General features: G+C 63.2%; 15 protein-coding genes. 8 read left to right on the top strand and 7 right to left on the bottom strand.

Features of this window, described 5'->3' with window-relative positions:
* Nucleotides 1-49: 49 nt before the first annotated feature.
* Complete coding sequence (locus Pan44_RS16855; protein WP_145031198.1) at nucleotides 50-517, bottom strand: DUF1854 domain-containing protein; 468 nt, start codon at nucleotides 515-517, stop codon at nucleotides 50-52.
* A 133-nt stretch (nucleotides 518-650) separates the two neighbouring features.
* Between Pan44_RS16855 and Pan44_RS27455 the strand changes: the two genes are divergently transcribed.
* Both Pan44_RS27455 and Pan44_RS16850 read left to right on the top strand, forming a co-directional pair.
* Nucleotides 651-815, top strand: coding sequence for a hypothetical protein (locus tag Pan44_RS27455; RefSeq protein WP_197453400.1), 165 nt, complete (start codon nucleotides 651-653; stop codon nucleotides 813-815).
* A complete protein-coding gene (locus tag Pan44_RS16850) occupies nucleotides 812-2,386 on the top strand; it encodes a DUF6798 domain-containing protein (protein WP_145031196.1) in 1,575 nt (524 codons plus the stop codon). The genes Pan44_RS27455 and Pan44_RS16850 overlap by 4 nt, the downstream gene beginning before the upstream one ends.
* Nucleotides 2,387-2,399: 13 nt before the next feature.
* On the opposite strand, the gene Pan44_RS16845 is transcribed toward Pan44_RS16850, so the two are convergent.
* Together Pan44_RS16845 and Pan44_RS16840 are read right to left on the bottom strand one after the other, a co-directional pair.
* Entirely contained in the window at nucleotides 2,400-4,133 is a 1,734-nt protein-coding gene (locus Pan44_RS16845) for an FAD-dependent oxidoreductase (protein ID WP_197453399.1), read from the bottom strand.
* Between the two features lie 18 nt (nucleotides 4,134-4,151).
* On the bottom strand, nucleotides 4,152-5,537 hold the full coding sequence (locus tag Pan44_RS16840; protein WP_145031194.1) for a phytoene desaturase family protein: 1,386 nt from the start codon (nucleotides 5,535-5,537) through the stop codon (nucleotides 4,152-4,154).
* Nucleotides 5,538-5,623: 86 nt separating this feature from the next.
* On the opposite strand from Pan44_RS16840, the gene Pan44_RS16835 reads away from it, so the two are divergent.
* Nucleotides 5,624-7,057: a DUF4198 domain-containing protein gene (locus Pan44_RS16835; protein WP_145031192.1), complete on the top strand. Its 1,434-nt coding sequence runs from the start codon at nucleotides 5,624-5,626 to the stop codon at nucleotides 7,055-7,057.
* 15 nt (nucleotides 7,058-7,072) lie between these two features.
* Here the strand turns inward: Pan44_RS16835 and Pan44_RS16830 are convergent, their stop codons facing one another.
* On the bottom strand, nucleotides 7,073-7,672 hold the full coding sequence (locus Pan44_RS16830; RefSeq protein ID WP_145031190.1) for a YdeI/OmpD-associated family protein: 600 nt from the start codon (nucleotides 7,670-7,672) through the stop codon (nucleotides 7,073-7,075).
* A gap of 212 nt (nucleotides 7,673-7,884) precedes the next feature.
* Between Pan44_RS16830 and Pan44_RS16825 the strand changes: the two genes are divergently transcribed.
* The 5 genes from Pan44_RS16825 to Pan44_RS16805 all read left to right on the top strand — a co-directional run bounded on the left by Pan44_RS16825 (nucleotide 7,885) and on the right by Pan44_RS16805 (nucleotide 14,483).
* Nucleotides 7,885-8,277: a hypothetical protein gene (locus tag Pan44_RS16825; protein WP_145031188.1), complete on the top strand. Its 393-nt coding sequence runs from the start codon at nucleotides 7,885-7,887 to the stop codon at nucleotides 8,275-8,277.
* Between the two features lie 171 nt (nucleotides 8,278-8,448).
* The gene (dnaE, locus tag Pan44_RS16820) at nucleotides 8,449-12,093 is read left to right on the top strand and encodes a DNA polymerase III subunit alpha (RefSeq protein WP_145031186.1); all 3,645 of its coding nucleotides are present in this window, start codon (nucleotides 8,449-8,451) and stop codon (nucleotides 12,091-12,093) included.
* 99 nt (nucleotides 12,094-12,192) lie between these two features.
* Complete coding sequence (locus Pan44_RS16815; RefSeq protein WP_145031184.1) at nucleotides 12,193-12,810, top strand: nucleotidyltransferase family protein; 618 nt, start codon at nucleotides 12,193-12,195, stop codon at nucleotides 12,808-12,810.
* On the top strand, nucleotides 12,803-13,522 hold the full coding sequence (locus tag Pan44_RS16810; RefSeq protein ID WP_145031182.1) for a HisA/HisF-related TIM barrel protein: 720 nt from the start codon (nucleotides 12,803-12,805) through the stop codon (nucleotides 13,520-13,522). The genes Pan44_RS16815 and Pan44_RS16810 overlap by 8 nt, the downstream gene beginning before the upstream one ends.
* A gap of 304 nt (nucleotides 13,523-13,826) precedes the next feature.
* Entirely contained in the window at nucleotides 13,827-14,483 is a 657-nt protein-coding gene (locus Pan44_RS16805) for a hypothetical protein (RefSeq protein WP_145031180.1), read from the top strand.
* Nucleotides 14,484-14,531: 48 nt separating this feature from the next.
* On the opposite strand, the gene Pan44_RS16800 is transcribed toward Pan44_RS16805, so the two are convergent.
* The 3 genes from Pan44_RS16800 to Pan44_RS16790 all read right to left on the bottom strand — a co-directional run bounded on the left by Pan44_RS16800 (nucleotide 14,532) and on the right by Pan44_RS16790 (nucleotide 18,174).
* Nucleotides 14,532-15,257, bottom strand: coding sequence for a hypothetical protein (locus Pan44_RS16800; RefSeq protein WP_145031178.1), 726 nt, complete (start codon nucleotides 15,255-15,257; stop codon nucleotides 14,532-14,534).
* Nucleotides 15,258-15,386: 129 nt separating this feature from the next.
* Nucleotides 15,387-17,264, bottom strand: coding sequence for a type II and III secretion system protein family protein (locus tag Pan44_RS16795; RefSeq protein ID WP_197453396.1), 1,878 nt, complete (start codon nucleotides 17,262-17,264; stop codon nucleotides 15,387-15,389).
* 367 nt (nucleotides 17,265-17,631) lie between these two features.
* The gene (locus tag Pan44_RS16790) at nucleotides 17,632-18,174 is read right to left on the bottom strand and encodes a hypothetical protein (RefSeq protein ID WP_145031174.1); all 543 of its coding nucleotides are present in this window, start codon (nucleotides 18,172-18,174) and stop codon (nucleotides 17,632-17,634) included.
* Nucleotides 18,175-18,451: the final 277 nt, after the last annotated feature.

The raw sequence follows: 18,451 nt of genomic DNA, 5'->3' as shown, positions 1-18,451 counted from the left end.
CCGAGATTCCAGCGCCCCCGGCCGAGGCGAAGCCAGATCGTTCGGAGGGCTAATAGAACCGTTCCAGGCGATGCCGGCTCTGCTGGTCGAGCTGGTGGAGGTCGGGAATCAGGTATCGCACACCGGCGCGGTCGGTCAGCACAACGCGCGTGTCCGAAACCCGCCGAATCTGCTCGTCCGCATCAAGGATCAACGTTGTCGGCCCGCGATCGGTTTCGACAACGACCTCCAGCCCGGTGGTCGTGTTGGAGGCCCGGTCGACCCGGATGATCACCGGCACGAACTGTCGCGATTCGAGTTCCTCGTCGATCAGGCGGCGTGCTTCCCCCTCCAGGCGGGCGGGGTCTTCGACCAGCGCAACTTCGCTGCCATCAACTGCACGCAGCGACAGCCACATGCCGGGCTCGGACAATGGGAAGGCGGAGGTCATCGTGACGGCGACGTCGCGATGGGCCCCGTCGCTGAAGCGCAGCAGCCCTTCGGCATCGCGGCGAAGTGAAAAGGAGGGAGTCGACATGGGTGCATGGTGGCGGGTGATTCGCGTCGCCGGCAACGCCAGTTCGGGCGAAACGTTGACCTCCCTGCTTGACAAACCACCCCCCGAAGATATTTAGACCCTGCAACACTCCCTGACTGGAAAGAGAGACGAGATGAGCGGCCCGATCGTTCGCACTGGCGCGACCCCCGAGTTCTGGAAGAACTGGGACACCATTTTCGGCGGCAAGAAGAAGGCGGCGGCGAAACCCGCAAAGGCGGCTGCCAAGGCGAAGGCCAAGGCGCCGAAGCCCGCCAAGAAAGCCGCGAAGAAGAAGTGAGCCTCGGGACTTCCGAACGACGCAAGCAGGCGATCGCGGCGTTCTTCGCCTGCTGGACGGCGTTCGTCGTCTATTCGTTTCTGCGCGTCCCGATTCCGGGCATCAATGAACCGCATTACCTGGGGATGGCGAAGGCGGACTGGAATCCCGGCTGGTGCCAAGGGGACCTGTTTCTCACGTCCTCGCGTCCGCACCGGGCGTTCTACCTGCTGATTGGCTGGCTGACGCAGACCCTGACGCTGGAGCAGACGGCGATTGTGGGGCGGATCGCCTCGCTGGCCCTCGTTGCGTGGGGGTGGTCGAAGCTCGGAAGGTCGCTGGGGTTGGCCGTCGGTGGGACGCTCCTCTCCGCCGTGTTGTTCCTGATGATCCAGTCGATTGGATCGTGGTCGGGGGAATGGCTGATCGGCGGGGTTGAGTCGAAGGTATTCGCGTACGGATGCGTCTTCGCCGGCTGGTCGGCGATGATCTCGCGGCGTCTGAGCGCCGCCGGCCTGTGGCTGGGCCTGGCGACGACGCTGCACCCCGTCGTGGGGATGTGGGCGACCGTCGCGACCCTCGTTGGCCTGGCGTGGATGTGGTGGCGGGCTGCTGGAGACTCGGCCGAAACGCAGGCTCCGCTGCCGCGACTTCCCGTGCGACTGATTCCTTCGCTGTGGTGGTTCATCGCCGCGGCACCGGGAATCGGCTGGGCACTGCCGGCGCTGAAATCGTCGGACGCCGCGACTTCGAAACTCGCCGATTTCATCCAGGTGAGCTACCGGCTGGCCCATCATCTCGATCCCTGGACGTTTCCCCGGGAAGGGCATCTGTTCTTTGCGACCTTGATTGTCGTGTGGCTGTTCTCCGCGTTGTGGACGAGGAAAGTGGCCGGTTTCCGGCTGCTGGACGTGATCACCGGCGCGGCGGTCGCCTTCGGACTGGCCGCTACGCTCGTGAGTTACGGGCCGCGTCCGTGGACGTATCCACCGTCGGAATTCGGGGCGCTTCAGCTCAAGATGCTGAAGTTTTATCCGTTCCGCCTGGCGGACGTGATGTCGGCTTTGATCGTGGCGCTGGGAGTGGCGCGCCTGTGGACGATGTGGAGTCCTCCGAAGGTGGCGTCATTCGGACTGGCGGGGGCGCTGCTGGCGGGCGCTATTGCGATTCCGGGTCCGGACAAGAGCCCGGGAATGCTCTCGGGCGCGAACCGCGACGACTGGATCGCGACGCTTCGCTGGGTGAAAGAGAACACGCCGGCGAACGCGTTGCTGCTGGCTGCGAATGAAGACTTCGCGGTGAAATGGTGGGCTGAGCGTGCGGAGTACGTGAACTTCAAGGACTGCCCGCAGGATGCGGCGGGAGTCGTCGAATGGAATTCACGGCTGTTGGCGTATTCGGAATGGGTCCGGGACAGTTTCGCGCAGGATCATGTGATCGACGCTGGCGATCTCGTTGCGCTGAGGCGAAAGACCGGCGTGACGCACCTGATTGTCGGCCGCCTGGGCCCGATCGGACCGCCGCCGGCGTTTGAACGCGGCCGGTTCAAGGTCTATGAGCTTCCGTCGCCGGCGAACAGTGGCGCCCTCTGACCTCTCTCACAATTCACTTCACGACTTCGAGCACCTGTCCATCTTTCAGGAGACGCTCCCGGAGCACGCTGCGATCGACGTTCTGAACCGAAACGCCTGCATCAATGGAGTGGCAGGCGGCGGTGGCGGCTGACTGGCTGAGGACCATGAACACGGGCTCCATGCGGATACTGGCGAACGCCGTGTGGCTGGCGGAAACGGCAAAGGTGGCCAGCAGGTTTTCGCATTCGGCGGGGCGGGGGACGATCGCTCCAAATCCGATCGGATAGGAAGGTGGACCACGACGTCCTTCGGCGGTTTTTCCTTCCCGGGTCACGACGCCGTTGCGGGCGATGCGGCGGATTTCGTGGGTATCAATGCCGTACGATCCCAGTCCGACGGAATTGGCGGCCACCTCCCTGCCTGCGAGGTGATGCTCGGTCATGACGAAGTCGCTCACCATCCGCCGCGCCTCCCGAATGTAGAGCTGGTGAGGCCAGCCGCCGCGGTCGACGAACTCGTCGCGCGGCAGTCCGAACCGCTTCATGTCGCGACGAACCTTTTCCGGCACCCGTGCATCCGTGGCCAGGAAGTGCAGCAGGCCGCGGTGATAATTCTCGTGTGCCTTCGCGATGACTTCACGCTGGTCGTAGCTCGCTTCCGGCCAGGCGTGGCTCGCTCCCGGCAGATTGCCTCCAAACGTCGCGGTGTTGAAATCCCATTTGTCGTGGGGAAGGGGATCGTGCTTGGAAAACCACCGGAGGTCCATGTCGTCGCCGTTGGCGATGCAGGCCTGGATGAACCGCACGATGAGTTCGTACTGTTTCGGGTCGTAGTCCGGAGGCGGGGCGATGGGGAGGCGGTCGTCGGCCGTCGTGAGGCAAAGGCGATAGCAGTAGGCCTGGACGCCGGGGGCGGGCTCACCGGGAGCACCGGGGTCGCCGGCCTGCACGAGCGGCAGAAGTCCGCTGGCAGGGTCGCCTGGTTTGACATAGGGATCGAGCGGGAAGTCGCGGTCCCAGGCTCCCTGTCCGGTTTTCGTGCGGCCGTTCTCGCCGGGCTGGAGATGACCGGTGCGCGGCTCGTACTTCGGGTTGTAGAAGATTCCGTTGTACTTCTCTCCGTATTTCGCGTTGCCTTCCCGAGTCAGCGTGTAGCTGACGCCGGCCCTGGCCAGGAGGTCGCCTTCGTAGGTCGTGTCGATGAAGGCCCTGGCGCGAAAGACATCTCCTGATTCGGTCTTCAGGGCCAGGATCCGAGCCCCCTGCTTCTCGACGCCCGCCAGCCGCTGGGACAGCTGGAGCGTCACGCCGGCGTCCTTGAGCATGGCGAGGAATGTCTCTTCCGCGACATGCGGTTCGATGGAGTACGCCCCGCCGGTGGCCGGGCCGCTCCCTTTCTTCCGCCCGAACGGCTTGTCCCAGGGAAGCTTCAGGCCGTAGTTGGCGACGAGCCTGGTGAAGTATTCCCGGGTGACGCCTCCGACGGTTCGCGGGTCTCCGATATCGACGGCGCTGAGCCCACCCGACGTCATGCCACCGACGTGTTTTCCAGGTTCGACGAGGACGACGGACTTGCCCATGCGGGCCGCCTGCACGGCCGCGATGACGCCTCCGGAAGTTCCGCCGTAGACGCAGATGTCTGTGGTGAACTCCGCGGCCTGGGTGGTGCCGCAGCAAACGAAGGCCATCAACGCAAAGATTCTGGCGAGCGATGCCATATTGTCTCCGAGAACGAAGAGTGAGATTCGGTCGATCAGCGGTCGCACGACGGCCTTATGGCCGACTCATTCCCTCAACAGATGATTGTTGGCCATCGTGATCCCGGAGAGCATCGAGCCAATGATTCCGAGGAATCCCTGGTCCGTTCCGCACAGGTAGAGATTGGGCGTTTCGGTGCGGCCCGTCAGGACTTTCACCGGCGCTCCGTAGACCGCGCCGTTCAGGTGGCCGGTGTACTTTTTGACGGTGCGGGGTGTAAACGCATCGGTCTCGATGACGTGCGGCCGGAATTCGGGCATGTATTTGACGGCTACGTCGGCCACCCTGTCGGCCCAGTCACGCTTGGCGTTCTCGTACTGCTCCTGCGGAGCGTTGAACCAGTAACCGGGATTCGCAAGGGCAGTGATCCGCACGATGCCATCATCGAGTTGCTCTCCGCCTTCGTAGTGGAAGTTGTTCGGCGAGCAGATGATGCCGCTGCGCGTGTCGCACGGTTCGGTCGGGGACGCGTACTCGAACCGCTCGGCGTCGTTGTAGAAAATGATGGTGTCGTCGTGTCCGAGTTCCTTTGGCTGACGGTCCAGCACATAGATCGTTTCATTGAACGACAGTTCGCCAGCGGCGGGATTTGCAACGGGCGGTTTCTGCTGGCACATCGCCTGCGTTTCGGCGACGCCGGCCGACGACAGGACGTTCTCGGCCTCAATGATCGTTCCGTCATCAAGGACGACGCCCGCGGCACGGCCGTTCTGCATGTGGATCGAAGAGACTCCGTGCCGCAGTTTCAGCTCGCCGCCCAGTTCCTTGAACTGCCGGACGAGCGTTTTCAGGATTCGGCGGACGCCATCAAACGGGCGTGCAAAGCCCTGCTGGAAGATGCTCTTGAACATGATGACGAACTGACTGAAATCCATGTCGCGCGGAATCGCGCTGCCATAGAACATCAGCGGGCAGAAGAGCATGTCGACCAGCACGGGGTCAGTGAGATGCTCGCTCAACACCTTGCGGGCGGAGATGGGCTCCTGATCGAGGTCGAGCTCGTTGAACGCGTTGATCGTGTCGACCAGACGGGTGAATCCGTCGATCTGGCCGGGGAAGACCGAGCGGACCTGATCGACGAAGAACGCGAACTCGTTGGTGAACCGGAGCGTCCGCCCGGGGAACCGGATGGACGAGCCAAGCTGCGGCGAGAGGGCGAAGTCGTCCCAGCGGAGCCGAAGCTGCTTCAGGAGCTTGGCGAGCGGGCCGGTGCGGGAGCCCGGGGGGGCGTAGTTGGTGACGGCGTGGAGGCCGACGTCGTAGTTGCGACCGCGGAGTCGGTAGAACGAGTTCAGCCCGCCGATGGTAGTGTGACGTTCGAGGATGCAGACCGGCTTTTCGTAGTAGGCGAGGCGGATTCCCGCCGCCAGGCCCGACATTCCGGCTCCAATGATGACTGTGTGATAACGCATCGGCGGATGATAGCTTTCAGATTGTCCGCGTCTCCTCAATCGAGTCGACTTCCATCCGGGCGAATTCCTTCACGAAAGGGACGACAATGCTCCCTCGCGCGCTCCTGCTGCTCGTGGTGGTTTTCGCGGGACGGGTGTGCCACGCCCAGCCGGACGAGGCGATGCTGCGGCTCCCCGTGCAGGTCCGATTGCCGGACGGGTCCGCCGCTGCTGCTGCGAGAATCTGCCTTATGCAGTTCAAGCAGCCGCGGATCGTGGTCGAGACGGACTCGAAGGGCGTTGCGTTTCTGGAGTCAAATTTCGTTCTGACGCCAACGCTGGCGGTGGAGAGCCAGGATCACCGCTTCAATGCGCTGGTCTCGGTTCCGCAAAGCGACGTGCGTCGACTTTGTCAATCGGCTTTCTCCGCGACTCTGAATCCGACGGTTCCAATGCGCGTGAAGGTCACCCGGGACGGCGTTCCCGTCGACGACGCGGAGGTGGCACGTGGAAAAGGATTTGTTCACGTCCGCACAGACGGGCAGGGGATTGCAACGCTGCCGATGTCCCCACCCGCCATTGATACGTACGTGATGGTCTGGCATCCAGAGAAAGGAATCGGCTCCGCCGTACTGCCGGCGGGTACGGCCGTTCCGCCAACGGTTGAGGTCTCTCTGGAGCCGCCGGTTGAACGGAAGATCCGGCTGCTGAACCAGTTTGATATGCCAATTGCAGACCGCCGTCTGGCGGCCCAGGTGCTGCTCTCGCTCAATTCTGAACCGAAGCGCCGATTCTTCTTATCGGAAGAGTTTCCGATGACCGCCTGCCGGACCGACGCCGATGGTCGGGCGTCGTTCCTGTGGGCGTCACCGCGCCGTCGGCCCTACTACGAACTCTTTGATGCTCCAGACTGGTCGATGGATGGCGAGCCTCACAGCGACGCGGAGCCCGATCCCGATTCGAAGATTCTCCACGTGCTCCACGCGCGTGCAAGAGTGACACTATTCGGCGAGCTGCTTGTGCCGGACGGCCTCGAAAAGCGCGGAATGTTAATTCGGGCTGTCTCCGACGGGGTTGGCAGTTCATTCGATTACTGTTCCGCGCGGTCTGACGACGATGGCAAATTTCGCCTGCATGTGACGCCCGGGCACACTTACGCGCTGGCCGTTGAAGATTCGGAATGGGCCAGTGACGTTCAGAATCCGGTTTTCATTCCGAACCCGCCGGAGTTGCCCCCCGTACTCAAGCCGCTGGAGATCGTTCCGGCCGTGCCGCTCGAAGTCATCGTCACATCGAAGAAGACAGGCAGGCCGATCCCGCAGCAGTTCGTCGAAATCGGGCGGCGGGTTGTGATCGAACGCGACGGCGAGCATGGTCGATTGCTCGCGACGTGGTGGAAGACCGATCAAGCGGGCCGTGTCCGGACCGGCATCGCGACGGGTGAGTACGAGATCCGTGTGCCCGGAGAGGGCTGGGAGGAGAAGCAGACGCTGAGCATCACCACGGCCGCTCCGCAGAGGGTGGAGATTCTCGGACCATGACGCCCCGTCAGACAGTCAGCCCTTCTGGTACTTCCAGTGCCGCGGTTTCCCCTCCGCCAGCCACTCCAGCGTCGTCGCGAGTCGCTTTTCGCGGGTCTCGGGCCGCTTCGCCTCGGTGATCCACTCGACGTATTCGCGCTTGTGGGACGGCGAAAACGCGTCGAACGTCGTCCGGGCTTTCGCGTTCTTCGTGAGGGCCGCCTTCAGATCGGGCGGCACCTTGAAGGGAGCTTTCGTCGACTTCATTGACGATTTCACGCCGTCATCGATCAGCTTCATCGCCTGTCTGATCTGCTTCCTGAAGTCCACCGCTTTCGGCAGATCCTTGAGCGACGTGATCCGTCCCATCTGGCCCATCGCCTGTCCCTGTTTCGCGGGGTCGGCCGCCTTGTTCATCGCTGAATGAAAGAAGTGGAACGCGCAATGTTGTTTGAAGGCCGCCATTCCGCACAGGATCTTCCCCTTGTAGAGAAAGCTCGGCATCCCCCACTTGAGGGCCTCTTCAGCTTCCGGACACGACGCATGCACGCGTTCGCGGAGTTGAAGCAGAATCGGCTGCGCGAACTCGGCCGCCTTGCGGATGTAGGCATCGACCTGCGGCAGACGGTTGGACATGGCGACGGCCTGGGCAAGAGGTGCAAGTTCCGCTGCAAACAGTGAACGACTCGCCGCGGTGAATCAATACAGCGGCTCGAGCCTGGACTCCTCAATTCCGAAGGAGTCGCAACGGCTGGTGACACTCTGCGAGATGGTTGTCGCGCGGAACATGGAAAGACAGTGAGTTTCCCGGCGTCTTGACGCCTGTCACCTCCAGGGAGGGGAGAACAGTGAGAAACGAACAGCCGCACCAGTGCTCGCCCAAAATCCGATCCTCGCGATGGCACGCAAACTGGGAGTCTCTGCTGGCCGTCGGCGGTGTGCTGCTTCCTTACATCGTCGCCATCGTGTCCGTCATGCTGTTTCGGCGGGAGATACAAAGCCACGACTTCTACCTGGCGGGCAAGCTCGCAACATTTGATACGGTGACCGGATGGCTCACTGCGGCTGCTCTCGTGCTGGGAGGTGCTCTTTGCTGGCCGTGGCTTCGCGTCAGTTATCGTGCGACCAAGTCAAGCCTCCTCTGGGCCACCGGAATGGTCATCGTCGCGTTCATTCAGTTTGTTCTGGTTTTCGCCGTCCGTTTCGGGTTCTATGTGAGTCGCGGCGGGACGTTTCCTTGAATCGCCGAAATCGCCGCGCGGCGTCTGAGCCGCCGCGATCCTGGCTTTCGCGTGCTTTGGCCAGCATCCCATTGGCCGTTTTCAGGCACAGTTTTCTCTCCGGTCCACCAACTGGAGGAGCAGGGGGCCTTCCCGGTAAACTCCACTCTTCACTGGAGGAACCTGCTGCCGATGTCTCGTCCGTTCGCCCACCTGCATTGCCACACCCACTACAGCCTTCTCGACGGGGCGACCAAGATCCCCGACCTGATCAAGCAGGTGCAGGCCCTGGGGATGAACTCGTGTGCGATCACGGACCACGGCAATCTTTACGGGGCCCTGGAGTTCTACCAGAAGGGGCGTGACGCCGGGATCAATCCGATCATCGGGTACGAGGCCTACATCGCGCCCGGAAGCCGGCGCGATCGCAGCGCCACAAAGATGAAGGACGCGTCCTTCCACCTGACGCTGCTGGCGATGAATGCGACGGGCTTCAAGAACCTCGTCCGCATGGCGTCGTCCGCCTATCTGGACGGTTATCACTACCGCCCCCGCATCGACAAGGAACTCCTGGCCGGACACCACGAGGGGATCATCTGCCTTTCCGGCTGCGCCTCGAGCGAGCTGTCGCGCAGTCTGCTCGCCGAAGAACGCGAGAAGGCCGAGAAGCTGGTGAACTGGTACGTCGAGTTGTTCGGCGACCGCTTCTACATGGAGATCCAGGACGCGGGGGTGGAGATCCAGCAGAGCTGCGCCGAAGCGACGATCGACCTCGCGAACCGGATGGGTCTGCCGCTCGTCGCCACGAACGACGCGCACTACCTGTGCCAGGACAACGCATCGATGCACGACGTGCTGCTGTGCGTGAATACGAAGTCGGTCGTCACCGACCAGAACCGGATGAAGATGACCACGGACCAGTTGTTCGTGCGCTCGCCCGACCAGATGTACGACGCGTTCCCACGTCAAAGCGAGGCTGTCGCCCGGTCGCAGGAAATCGCGAACCGCTGCGATATCCAACTCGATCTCAAGACGCGGCACTTCCCGGTTTTCGCTCCGCCTCCCGGCAAGTCGGACGTGGAGTACCTGAAGGACGTCGCCTACGACGGCCTCAAGTGGCGTTACGGCGATGCGCCGGAGCAAAAGTTCATCGACCGGCTGGAATTCGAGCTTGGCGTCATCGAGCGAATGGGCTTCGCCAGCTACTTTCTGATCGTCTGGGATTTCGCACGCTTCGCCCGTTCGAAGGGAATTCCGTGCTCAGCGAGAGGCTCGGCCTGCGGCGCCATCGTCGCGTACGTGCTGGGACTCAGTGACGTCTGCCCGATCCAGTATGACCTGCTGTTCGAGCGGTTCCTCGACCCGAACCGCTCGGAAGCGCCCGATATCGATATCGACTTCTGCCAGGATCGCCGTGAACTGGTCATCCAGTACGTCAAGGAGAAGTACGGCTACGACAACGTGGCCCAGATCGGCACGTTCGGAACGCTCAAGGCGAAGGCCGCGGTCCGCGACGTGTGCCGCGCCCTGGGCGTCGATCTCAAGCGTGCGGACGCCATCGCGAAGATGGTTCCGGATGAGCTGAACATCAAGCTGAAAGACGCGCTCACCAAGAGCGCGGACCTCGGCAACGAATACGAGCGGGACCCGCAGATCAAGGAAGTGATTGACTTCGCGATGGCGATCGAGGGCCTTGCGAAGAGCGCCGGGACTCACGCCGCTGGCGTCGTGATCGCCGACAAGCCGCTCTCGGAATACGTGCCTCTGCAGCGTCTTCCGGGGAAGCAGGACGTACTCACCCAGTGGACGGACGTCGAAAAGGCGGGTCTGCTGAAGATGGACTTCCTGGGTCTCAGGAACCTGACGATTCTCGACAAGTCGGTCCAGAACGTCAAAAAGCACCACGGGATCGAAATCATCCCGAAGGACCTGCCGCTCGACGACAAGGAGACCTTCGCGCTCCTGCAGCGCGGCGAGACGAAGGGAATTTTCCAACTCGAATCCGGGGGTATGCGGGACCTCCTGACCAAGATGCGTCCCGACCAGTTTGCGGACATCATCGCCACCTCGGCGCTCTATCGCCCGGGGCCGCTGGAAGGCGGCATGGTGATGACGTATGTGAACTGCAAGCACGGCCGCGAGCCGATCCCGACCGTTCACCCGATCGTCGATGAAGTCCTGGCCGAGACCTACGGGGTCATGGTGTACCAGGAACAGGTCATGCGAATCCTGAACCGGCTTGGAGGGATCGAGCTGGCCAGTTCGTACAAGTGCATCAAGGCCATCTCGAAGAAGAAGCTGGCGGAGATCGCGAAGTACCGCGAAGACTTCATTGTGGGCGCCCAGGACAAGGGCATGGCCAAGGAGAAGGCGGAAGAACTCTTCGGGCTGATCGAGAAGTTTGCCGGCTACGGTTTCAACAAGTCGCACTCGACCGCGTACGGCGCCATCGCCTACCAGACGGCGTACTTCAAGGCGCATTATCCCGCGGAGTTCATGGCGGCGCTGCTGTCGTGCGGGATGGAATCGACGGAGCGAATCTCGGAACACTCGGACGACGCCCGGCGCATGAAGCTGGCGATCCTGCCGCCGAACGTGAATCTGAGCGACCTCGAGTTCAGCGTCATCACCGACGAGAAGTATGCGCAGCTCGTTCCCCCCGAGGCGGCCAACGGCAAATCGGCCGGCAAGAAGAAGCCGAAAGCCGATGCGATGCAGCTCGCCCCCGAGGAGATCAAGGGGCGGATCGCGTTCGGCCTGGGGGCGGTTCGCGGTGTCGGCGCGGCGTGCATGCAGGCGATCGCTGAAGAACGAAATGCCAACGGCGCTTACAAAAACATCTACGATCTCACCGAGCGGATCGACCCGAAGATCCTGACCAAGGGAAACCTCGAAATCCTGATCAAGGCGGGCGCTCTCGATTGCTTCGCCGCCCAGGGAACCCGCGCCCAGCATTTCGAGGCGGTCGATCGCGCGATTCAATCCGCGACATCCAAGCAACGCGACAAGGCGCGGGGGCAGAAATCGCTGTTTGGCGGCGACGACGAGGGGCCGTCAACATCGGGAGGAAGTCCGATGGTCGATGCGTCGCTTCCGACCGTCGAAGACTGGACACACAGCCAGAAGCTCGCCTTCGAGAAAGAGGTGCTCGGCTTCTACATGACGTCCCACCCGCTGACGGAGTTTGCCGACCAGCTCGGGCAGTACAGCTCGCAGAAGGTCAAGGAACTGCACGGCCTCGGCGACGGGAAGGACGTCCTGATTGGCGGAATGATCGGGGCCATCAAACTGGCGACGACCAAGCAGCCCAGCCGCAACGGCCACAGCCGCTACGCCAATTTCGATCTCGAAGATCCCACCGGCATTGTCCGCTGCATCTGCTGGCCGGAGGACTATGCCCGCCTGGGCGAGCTCATCAAGTCGGAATCGGTCGTGCTGGTGAAGGGGCGTGTCGATTCCCGGGGTCGCGAACCGAACATCATCGCCAACAAGATCTATACGATGGCCGATGCCGAGAAGGAGTTCACGAAGCAGGTGATTGTCAAATTCAGCCGGGGTTACCACACCGAGCAGGATATGAAGCGCACCCGGGACGTCCTGGGGCGCTATCCGGGCAAGACGCCCGTCATGCTGTTCGTGGACACCTGGGAAGATTCCAGATCGAACGGCCACGAGAACGGAAACGGAAACGGGCATGATGACAGCGCCGCGGGGCGGACTGCCCTGCGGTGCATCGTGACGACGCCGATGAGCGTCACCTGCTCGCCGGATCTGCGCCGTGACCTCGTCGACAGCCTTGGCGCGCAGGGATTCCGGTTCCTGTCGGCGGGGGAATAGATGCCGTGCAGCCGGAATCGCGAGCAGTCGGAACTCGCCGGTGGCCCAGGCATTGCTGGCGTCTGAAGGGTGAGCGTCGTCCGCCCAGTCGGAGTCTCAATGAGAATCTTCGCATTGATCCCCGCCGCGGGGCGCAGTCGCCGAATGCGGACTCACAAGCTCCTCCTTCCCGTCGGCCATCGGCGCGTCATCGACCACCTTGTCACCGCGTTGGCACACGCAACCGACGAAGTGTTCGTCCTTCGTCGAAGCGATGACGTGGACCTGCGAGAGGCGCTGGCCTGCCACCCGGGCGTCCATGTGGTGGAGGCCGGGAGCGACCCGGACGAAATGCGGGACAGCGTGCAACTGCTTCTCGACCACATTTCGCGAACGTGCCGGCCGGCTGACGACGACGGTTGGCTGCTCTCTCCGGCGGACCACCCGGTCATCGAGCGAACTGTGCTCGAACTGCTGATTGATGCCTTTCGCGAGCGTTCGACTGCGATGCACCTTCCCACGTATCACGAACGCAACGGCCATCCCCTCCTGGCGCCATGGGCATTGGCCCGTCGGGTCCGCGAGCTTCCCCCGACAGAGGGCGTCAACGCACTCAAACGCCTCCCAGACGTGGAAGTCGTCCGACATCCCGTCGAGAATCCCTCGATTCTCTGGGATCTCGACACGCCCGAGGACTACGAGCGGTTACTGACGACGCTGGAGACCGGAGATGAATGAGGCGCTGCGGAGCCGCCTCCTGCCGGTTCTTGATGTGAAAGGAGGCCAGGTCGTCCGCGGCGTTGCCGGCCGGCGAGACGAGTACCGGCCGATCGTTTCCCGCCTGACCGATTCCGTTGAGCCGGGCGGGGTCCTGCTGGCCCTGGCACACGCGTTCGGCTTCACGCGGTTCTACATCGCCGACCTCGATGCCATCTGCGATCGCAGGTCCCGGCTGGGCGACTTGACACACGTCCAGGCGTACGGCGTTGAACTGGACGTCGATCTCGGAATCCAATCGCCCGAAGATCTCGAACGGCTCGTCGCCATTCCGGGACTTCGTCCCATCATCGGGCTCGAATCGATCGGATCACGCGATCAGTTCTCCGCAGTCCTTTCGGACGTTGACTGCGAGCGCCTCGTCTTCAGCCTGGATTTGATGAACGGCCGCCCCATCGCGACACCGGACTGGCCGACGTCTGCGATCGAAGTGGCATCCATCGCGGTCGAGGCCGGAATTCGGAGCCTGACGGTGCTCGATCTGGCGGCCGTCGGAACCGGGCAGGGGTGTCCCACGCTGCCGCTCTGCAGGGCCATTCGATCGCGCTGGCCCGAGCTCGAAGTGATCACCGGCGGGGGCGTTCGCGGCGAGCAGGATGTCCTTGACGCCGTGGCTGCCGGGGCCGACCGGGTGCTCGTCGCTTCCGCGCTTCACGACGGCCGGATCCGCTGATCCGAGCCGAGGGAACGACGACTGAAGTCGACATCCGGCGTTCCCCGCGTTGCCGTTTGGCAACGCGGTTCGACGGGAAGCTGAAACGAAATCTTCATGAAACGTTGGGAATCCGGGGTCTGGGGCAGGAGGCGGACGTTGGCGCGTTGGCGGCATCGTGTTTGCCAAACGAAGTCTCCACTTCGAACGGCTTGGACGCCCGCGATCCCCGCGGGGCGGGACGTTCCTTCAAACGCCCTCTGCGGGAGCCCCCTTGTTGACTCAGCTCGATTTCGCTGGCCTTGCGGCCGCCCTGTCGATGCGAATGCGAACGACTTCGGCGGCGGTCGTCATGGATCGGGCGGCGCTGCTGCGCGCGATGACGGCTCTCGAAGACATCGAGCAGAGCTGGCAGTCGAGCCTGTCCCGGTTCACGAAGGGGGACCATGATGGCCCGCTGTATGAACTCCTGGAAGAAATGACGGGGGCCGACGTCATGCTGCGAACCTGGTCCGCCTTCATCTCGTCCAGCATTGATCCTGGCCGGCGGCATCTTCGTTCCCAGAGCGCCGCTTCGCTCCTCACACGGATGCTTCTGCAGCAACGAAAACGGCTGCTACTGACGATCATCGACTCTCCGCTGGATTTTCCGTCGCTCCGGGAACTCGACCGCCATCGGCGGTTGTGCGAACGGTGGACTGATGTGCTTCTGAGCGTGTTTCCGGCGACGGCGACGGTTCGGGCGCTCCGCTTCGATCCCGAACGGAGCCGGGACTACACGGGGCTGTGGCCGGCTGCAGAAACCAGCTCGACGCGCACGGCGGAACCGATTGTGGTGACCGCCATGAAGTCGGCCCTGACGCCGCTGTCGCTCGTCGACTCGCCGAGGCGCGGTGCGTGGACCCATTTCTCAGAGGCGATCGAGACAACTCTTCGATACGACCGCCGGACTCTCCTCACGGCGCTGCAGGGACCGGGATGAGGAGTGGCGGAGGGCTGGTCGCCCTCCGCGTGAACACATCTTCAACGATCAGAAGCCAGAGCCGCCGCCGAAGCTTCCGGTTCCGCCAAAGTTGTTGCCGAAGTTTCCGTTGTTGCCGTTTCCGTTGGTGAGAGTGTGCCGCCAGTAGGTGGCCTGGGCCTGCCGCGAGGTGTATCCGGGCGTATACGACGGGGCCACAACAACGCGCTGCTGGGCATCCGGGTTGCCGAAATCGGTCAGGATCTGAGCAATCAGGTTCCGGCGTGCGACATCGAGTTCCGGATCGGCATTGTTCGGGAATCGTTCGACAATGACCGGGAATGGCTGCGCCCGCATGCGGGCCGCGATCTCCATGACATGATCCTTGCCGTCGCTCGTCAGCTCCGTGGTCTGGCCGACGAAGTCGAGGTCGTGGATGACGAAGTCGACCGCTTCCGCGTTCGTCTCCATCTCGTAGTACCAGGCCTCGCTGACCTTTCCGAGTGGGAAGGTATCGGGGACGGCGTTCGAGCGACGGTGGAAGAACGCATGCACGCGGCCACGAATGCCGCCGCACTGCTGGCAATCGCCCGCACCGCCGGGTCCGCATCCGGAGGCGTATCCGGGTCCGCAACCAGGCCCACAGGTGTCACAGGTCCCTGCCGGCGCCGAGCAGGAGCCGCAGCCTTGGCTGTGGCTGTGAATTCCCGGCAGCCGCAGGGAGGTGCAACCGACCGTACCGACCACGCCGCCCAGAATCGCGCCGTATCCGAGAGTCCGCCAGTGCTTCAACATTCTGCACCTCAAGGGGGAAGGTCCAGGACCTCGGTTGAAGGCCCTGAAACTCCAGAGTGTTCCGTGGTTGTGTTGGCCGCTTGGCGCGGAGCGAACAGGCTTCGCCCGGCGCCAGGAACTGCATCGTGCTCAGCGGTTGTACGAGGGGCGAACGCCCTGTCGGGGGACACCGCGAACGCCAGCCGTCTGCTGGACCGGTCCGCGATTCATGCCGCGGTAGGCCTGTGGGCCAGGTCCGACCTGCTGGGGAGCGGGCGACGGGGCCATGGTCGGCTGCGGAGGCACGCCGCTCGGAGCAAACACCGGTCCCTGCCCGGGAGCGGCGTATCCGCCGTTTTGCGGGGGAGCCGGCATCGACTGGTATCCGCCCGCGGCGAATCCGGACTGAGGGGCCATCCCCCCGGGAGCCGGGGCGGGATTGAACACGTTGTAGCCGACGTCCTGGGCGTATGACTCGCCATGCCCGTAGGGCAGCATCTGGTAGTGTCCGAGGTCGGGATTGCCTTCCGTCCGGTTGTACTTCCAGAAGTCGTAGCAATCGGGATGAGTGACGTGGAAACCGGGCAGTGGAGGCTGCTGATCGGAGTCGATGGCCCGCACGAGTTCGGGCGTGACGACGATCAGCAGTTCGTTCTCGTCTTCGGTCGCCTTCTTCGTGTTGAACATCCAGGTGCCGATGACCGGGATCTCGCCGAGGAACGGGATGCGTGAGACATCCGCCCGCTGAGTCCGTCCATAGAGGCCACCGAGGACAATGGTCTGGCCTTCCTGAAGCTCGACGCGGGTCTGCACCCGTTTCACGTTCAGTCCAGGGATACCGGCGACGGCGCTCTGGTTGTTGAGGGCACTGAGTTCGGCCACGACCTGCAGGCGGAAGCGATCGTTGTCAATCACCGTGGGCGTCGCAATCACGGAGGTGCCGTAACCGCGGAACGTCGTCGTCGCGGCGGCGGCCCCGCCGATGCCGACCGTGGTCGGGACCGCGAATTCACCACCGGCGAGGAATGCCGCCGGCTCGCCGCTGAGGGTCACGAAGGTCGCATCTTCGATGATCTTGGCGGTGCCGTTGACGGCGAGGGCATCGAGCAGGCAGTTGACGTTGCCGTTATCGAACATGCCCGAGATGACCGGCACCTGGGCCATCGAACTGCGAATGATGTTCTGTCCGTCGTTGAAGGCGACGCCCAGGTCGGCGCCGTAGCGGCGCAGCTGCATGTGGCTGAGCTCGGCGATCCGCACGCGGACCTTCACCTGGAACTCACCCGGCACGCGGAGTTCGTCGACGACGAACGAATTGAGCAGGTTGTTGTATCCGTTGGCGAGACCAGTCCCGGCTCCGCCGGCTCCCGCGTCATAGGCGGCGCCGCTCACGTAGTCGTCGCCAATGTTCCGTCCGGCGTATTCGAGGTTCGCCACCTCGAGGCGGACGGTCTGCATGATCCGGGTCGCTTCCTCGGGATCACGGGCCTGGCCGCGAACGATGACCCGGCGGCTGAGCGGAATCAGCCACACCTTGCTGTTGGGATAGAGGATCTGCAGCTTGCGTTCGATCTTGCCATAGTCGATCCGACGCCGGTCCTCGAGTTCCGGGTCGCGGATGACCGTGACGGCATACTTCAGCGGCTCGGGATCATTTTCGAACCAGATCAGCAGGTCCGTCATGCCAAGCTGGAGGCCGAGAATGGAGAACTCAGTGTCGCTGTAGGGCACAATGTCGATGACGCCGGATGCCGAGGCCATCGTGCGGGTGATGGGCGTGCGAGTGCGGACGAGCTGGCTGCGGTGGTGGATGACTTCGAGCTTCTGGTCGACGCGGGGCATCGATTCGATGCGGTCATCGAGTCCGGCGCGCGGATCGACCGGCAGGTGACCGACCGTCTGCTGGACGGGAGAGGCGCTGCGCTGGATGACGGTGTGCGCAGGGTAGTGCTGCTGGACAGCAGGAGGCGCCCAGGGGCCCTGGGCGATTGCGGCCTCTGAAAGGAAAGCCGAAGCGGCGCCGAGCATCGACAGACCGATCCTGCGGGCAGCACTCCGCCAGGAGGCGAACGTGGCCGGCAAAACCTTCGCTGGCTGTACACGACAATTTTGAGTCGCAGTCGACATCCCGTGTCGCTCCTCCATGAGGCCCTTGCAGCGTCAGTCGTTTCACTGCCGCTACCCTCTTGCTCACTGCAGCGGGGAGTTCCTTTCCACGCCACGAACTCTGAGCGAATGACATCCTGTCACGATCACTATCGTCGGGTGTTCCCTCGCTGGATGATTCGGCAAGCGCCGGACGTGTGGAGAATTCCGCAGCGAAGCGTTCCGCAACAAAAAACCCGACCAGACGGTCGGGTCAGTACTACTGGAACCTGGAGCGTACGAGCGGTCTTTACCACACAATCGTTACATTCGCGCTGAGGTGTCCCGGCGTGTACCACGGACGACGGTAGCTGTAATACGTGTAACGACCGTGATCGCCTGAGATGGAGAGGTCTTCCACAGCAGGCGAGTTGGGAATGTGCATCGCCGGGGGCATCGTCACGCTGGACGGATCCACCCGCAGATCAAGCGGGAAGTAGTAAACTGGCCCTTTGGGCTGCACGGGTTTCCGCGCCGCTTCCGGAGGCGGTGCCGCCTGCATGTCGAGACCGGAACTGACAGCCGGCTGTTCCACGGGCTCGTTTTCCGCGGGAGCAGCTGGCTGCACCGGGACGGGCTTCTCTTCCTGGAGCCGGATGGGATTCTCGGGAAGCTGCGGAAGTGATTCCGCTTGTGCGGGCGGATTCTGCGCCGGCTGTTCGGGCACCGCCTTCCGGGGAACCGATTGCACTCCTGCTGGCGGCGGGGCCGGGACGTCCTGGGCAGAGGCCGATTGATTCAGAGCCGTTGCACCAAAGACGGCGGCGGTCAGGAGAGCACGACGGAGCAACATGGACGTTCCTCGGATCAGCGACACTGTGATCGACAGGATTCCCGGCGCGTCGCGTCGGGGCATCTCGAAAGGTCAATTGTGCACCGAGCGTAGGCCTCCATCCGCACCGTTGTGGACCCTGCATTTTCGTCAGGGTCCGAAAGTCGGGAAACATCCGGCGGCAAATGCCGGATTTGCCGGTTCTCGAAGACGGTTTTCATCGTGCCACAACGGGTGATTGCTCGAAAGCAGTGGTGGTCGCTGCGAAACAGGCTGTGGACAGCCCGCTGATCGCAGG

The sequence above is a fragment of the Caulifigura coniformis genome (genome assembly GCF_007745175.1).
Lineage (GTDB): Bacteria > Planctomycetota > Planctomycetia > Planctomycetales > Planctomycetaceae > Caulifigura > Caulifigura coniformis.
The sequence above is the reverse complement of the archived record's forward strand: the minus strand, read 5'-3'. Positions and strand labels throughout refer to the sequence as shown.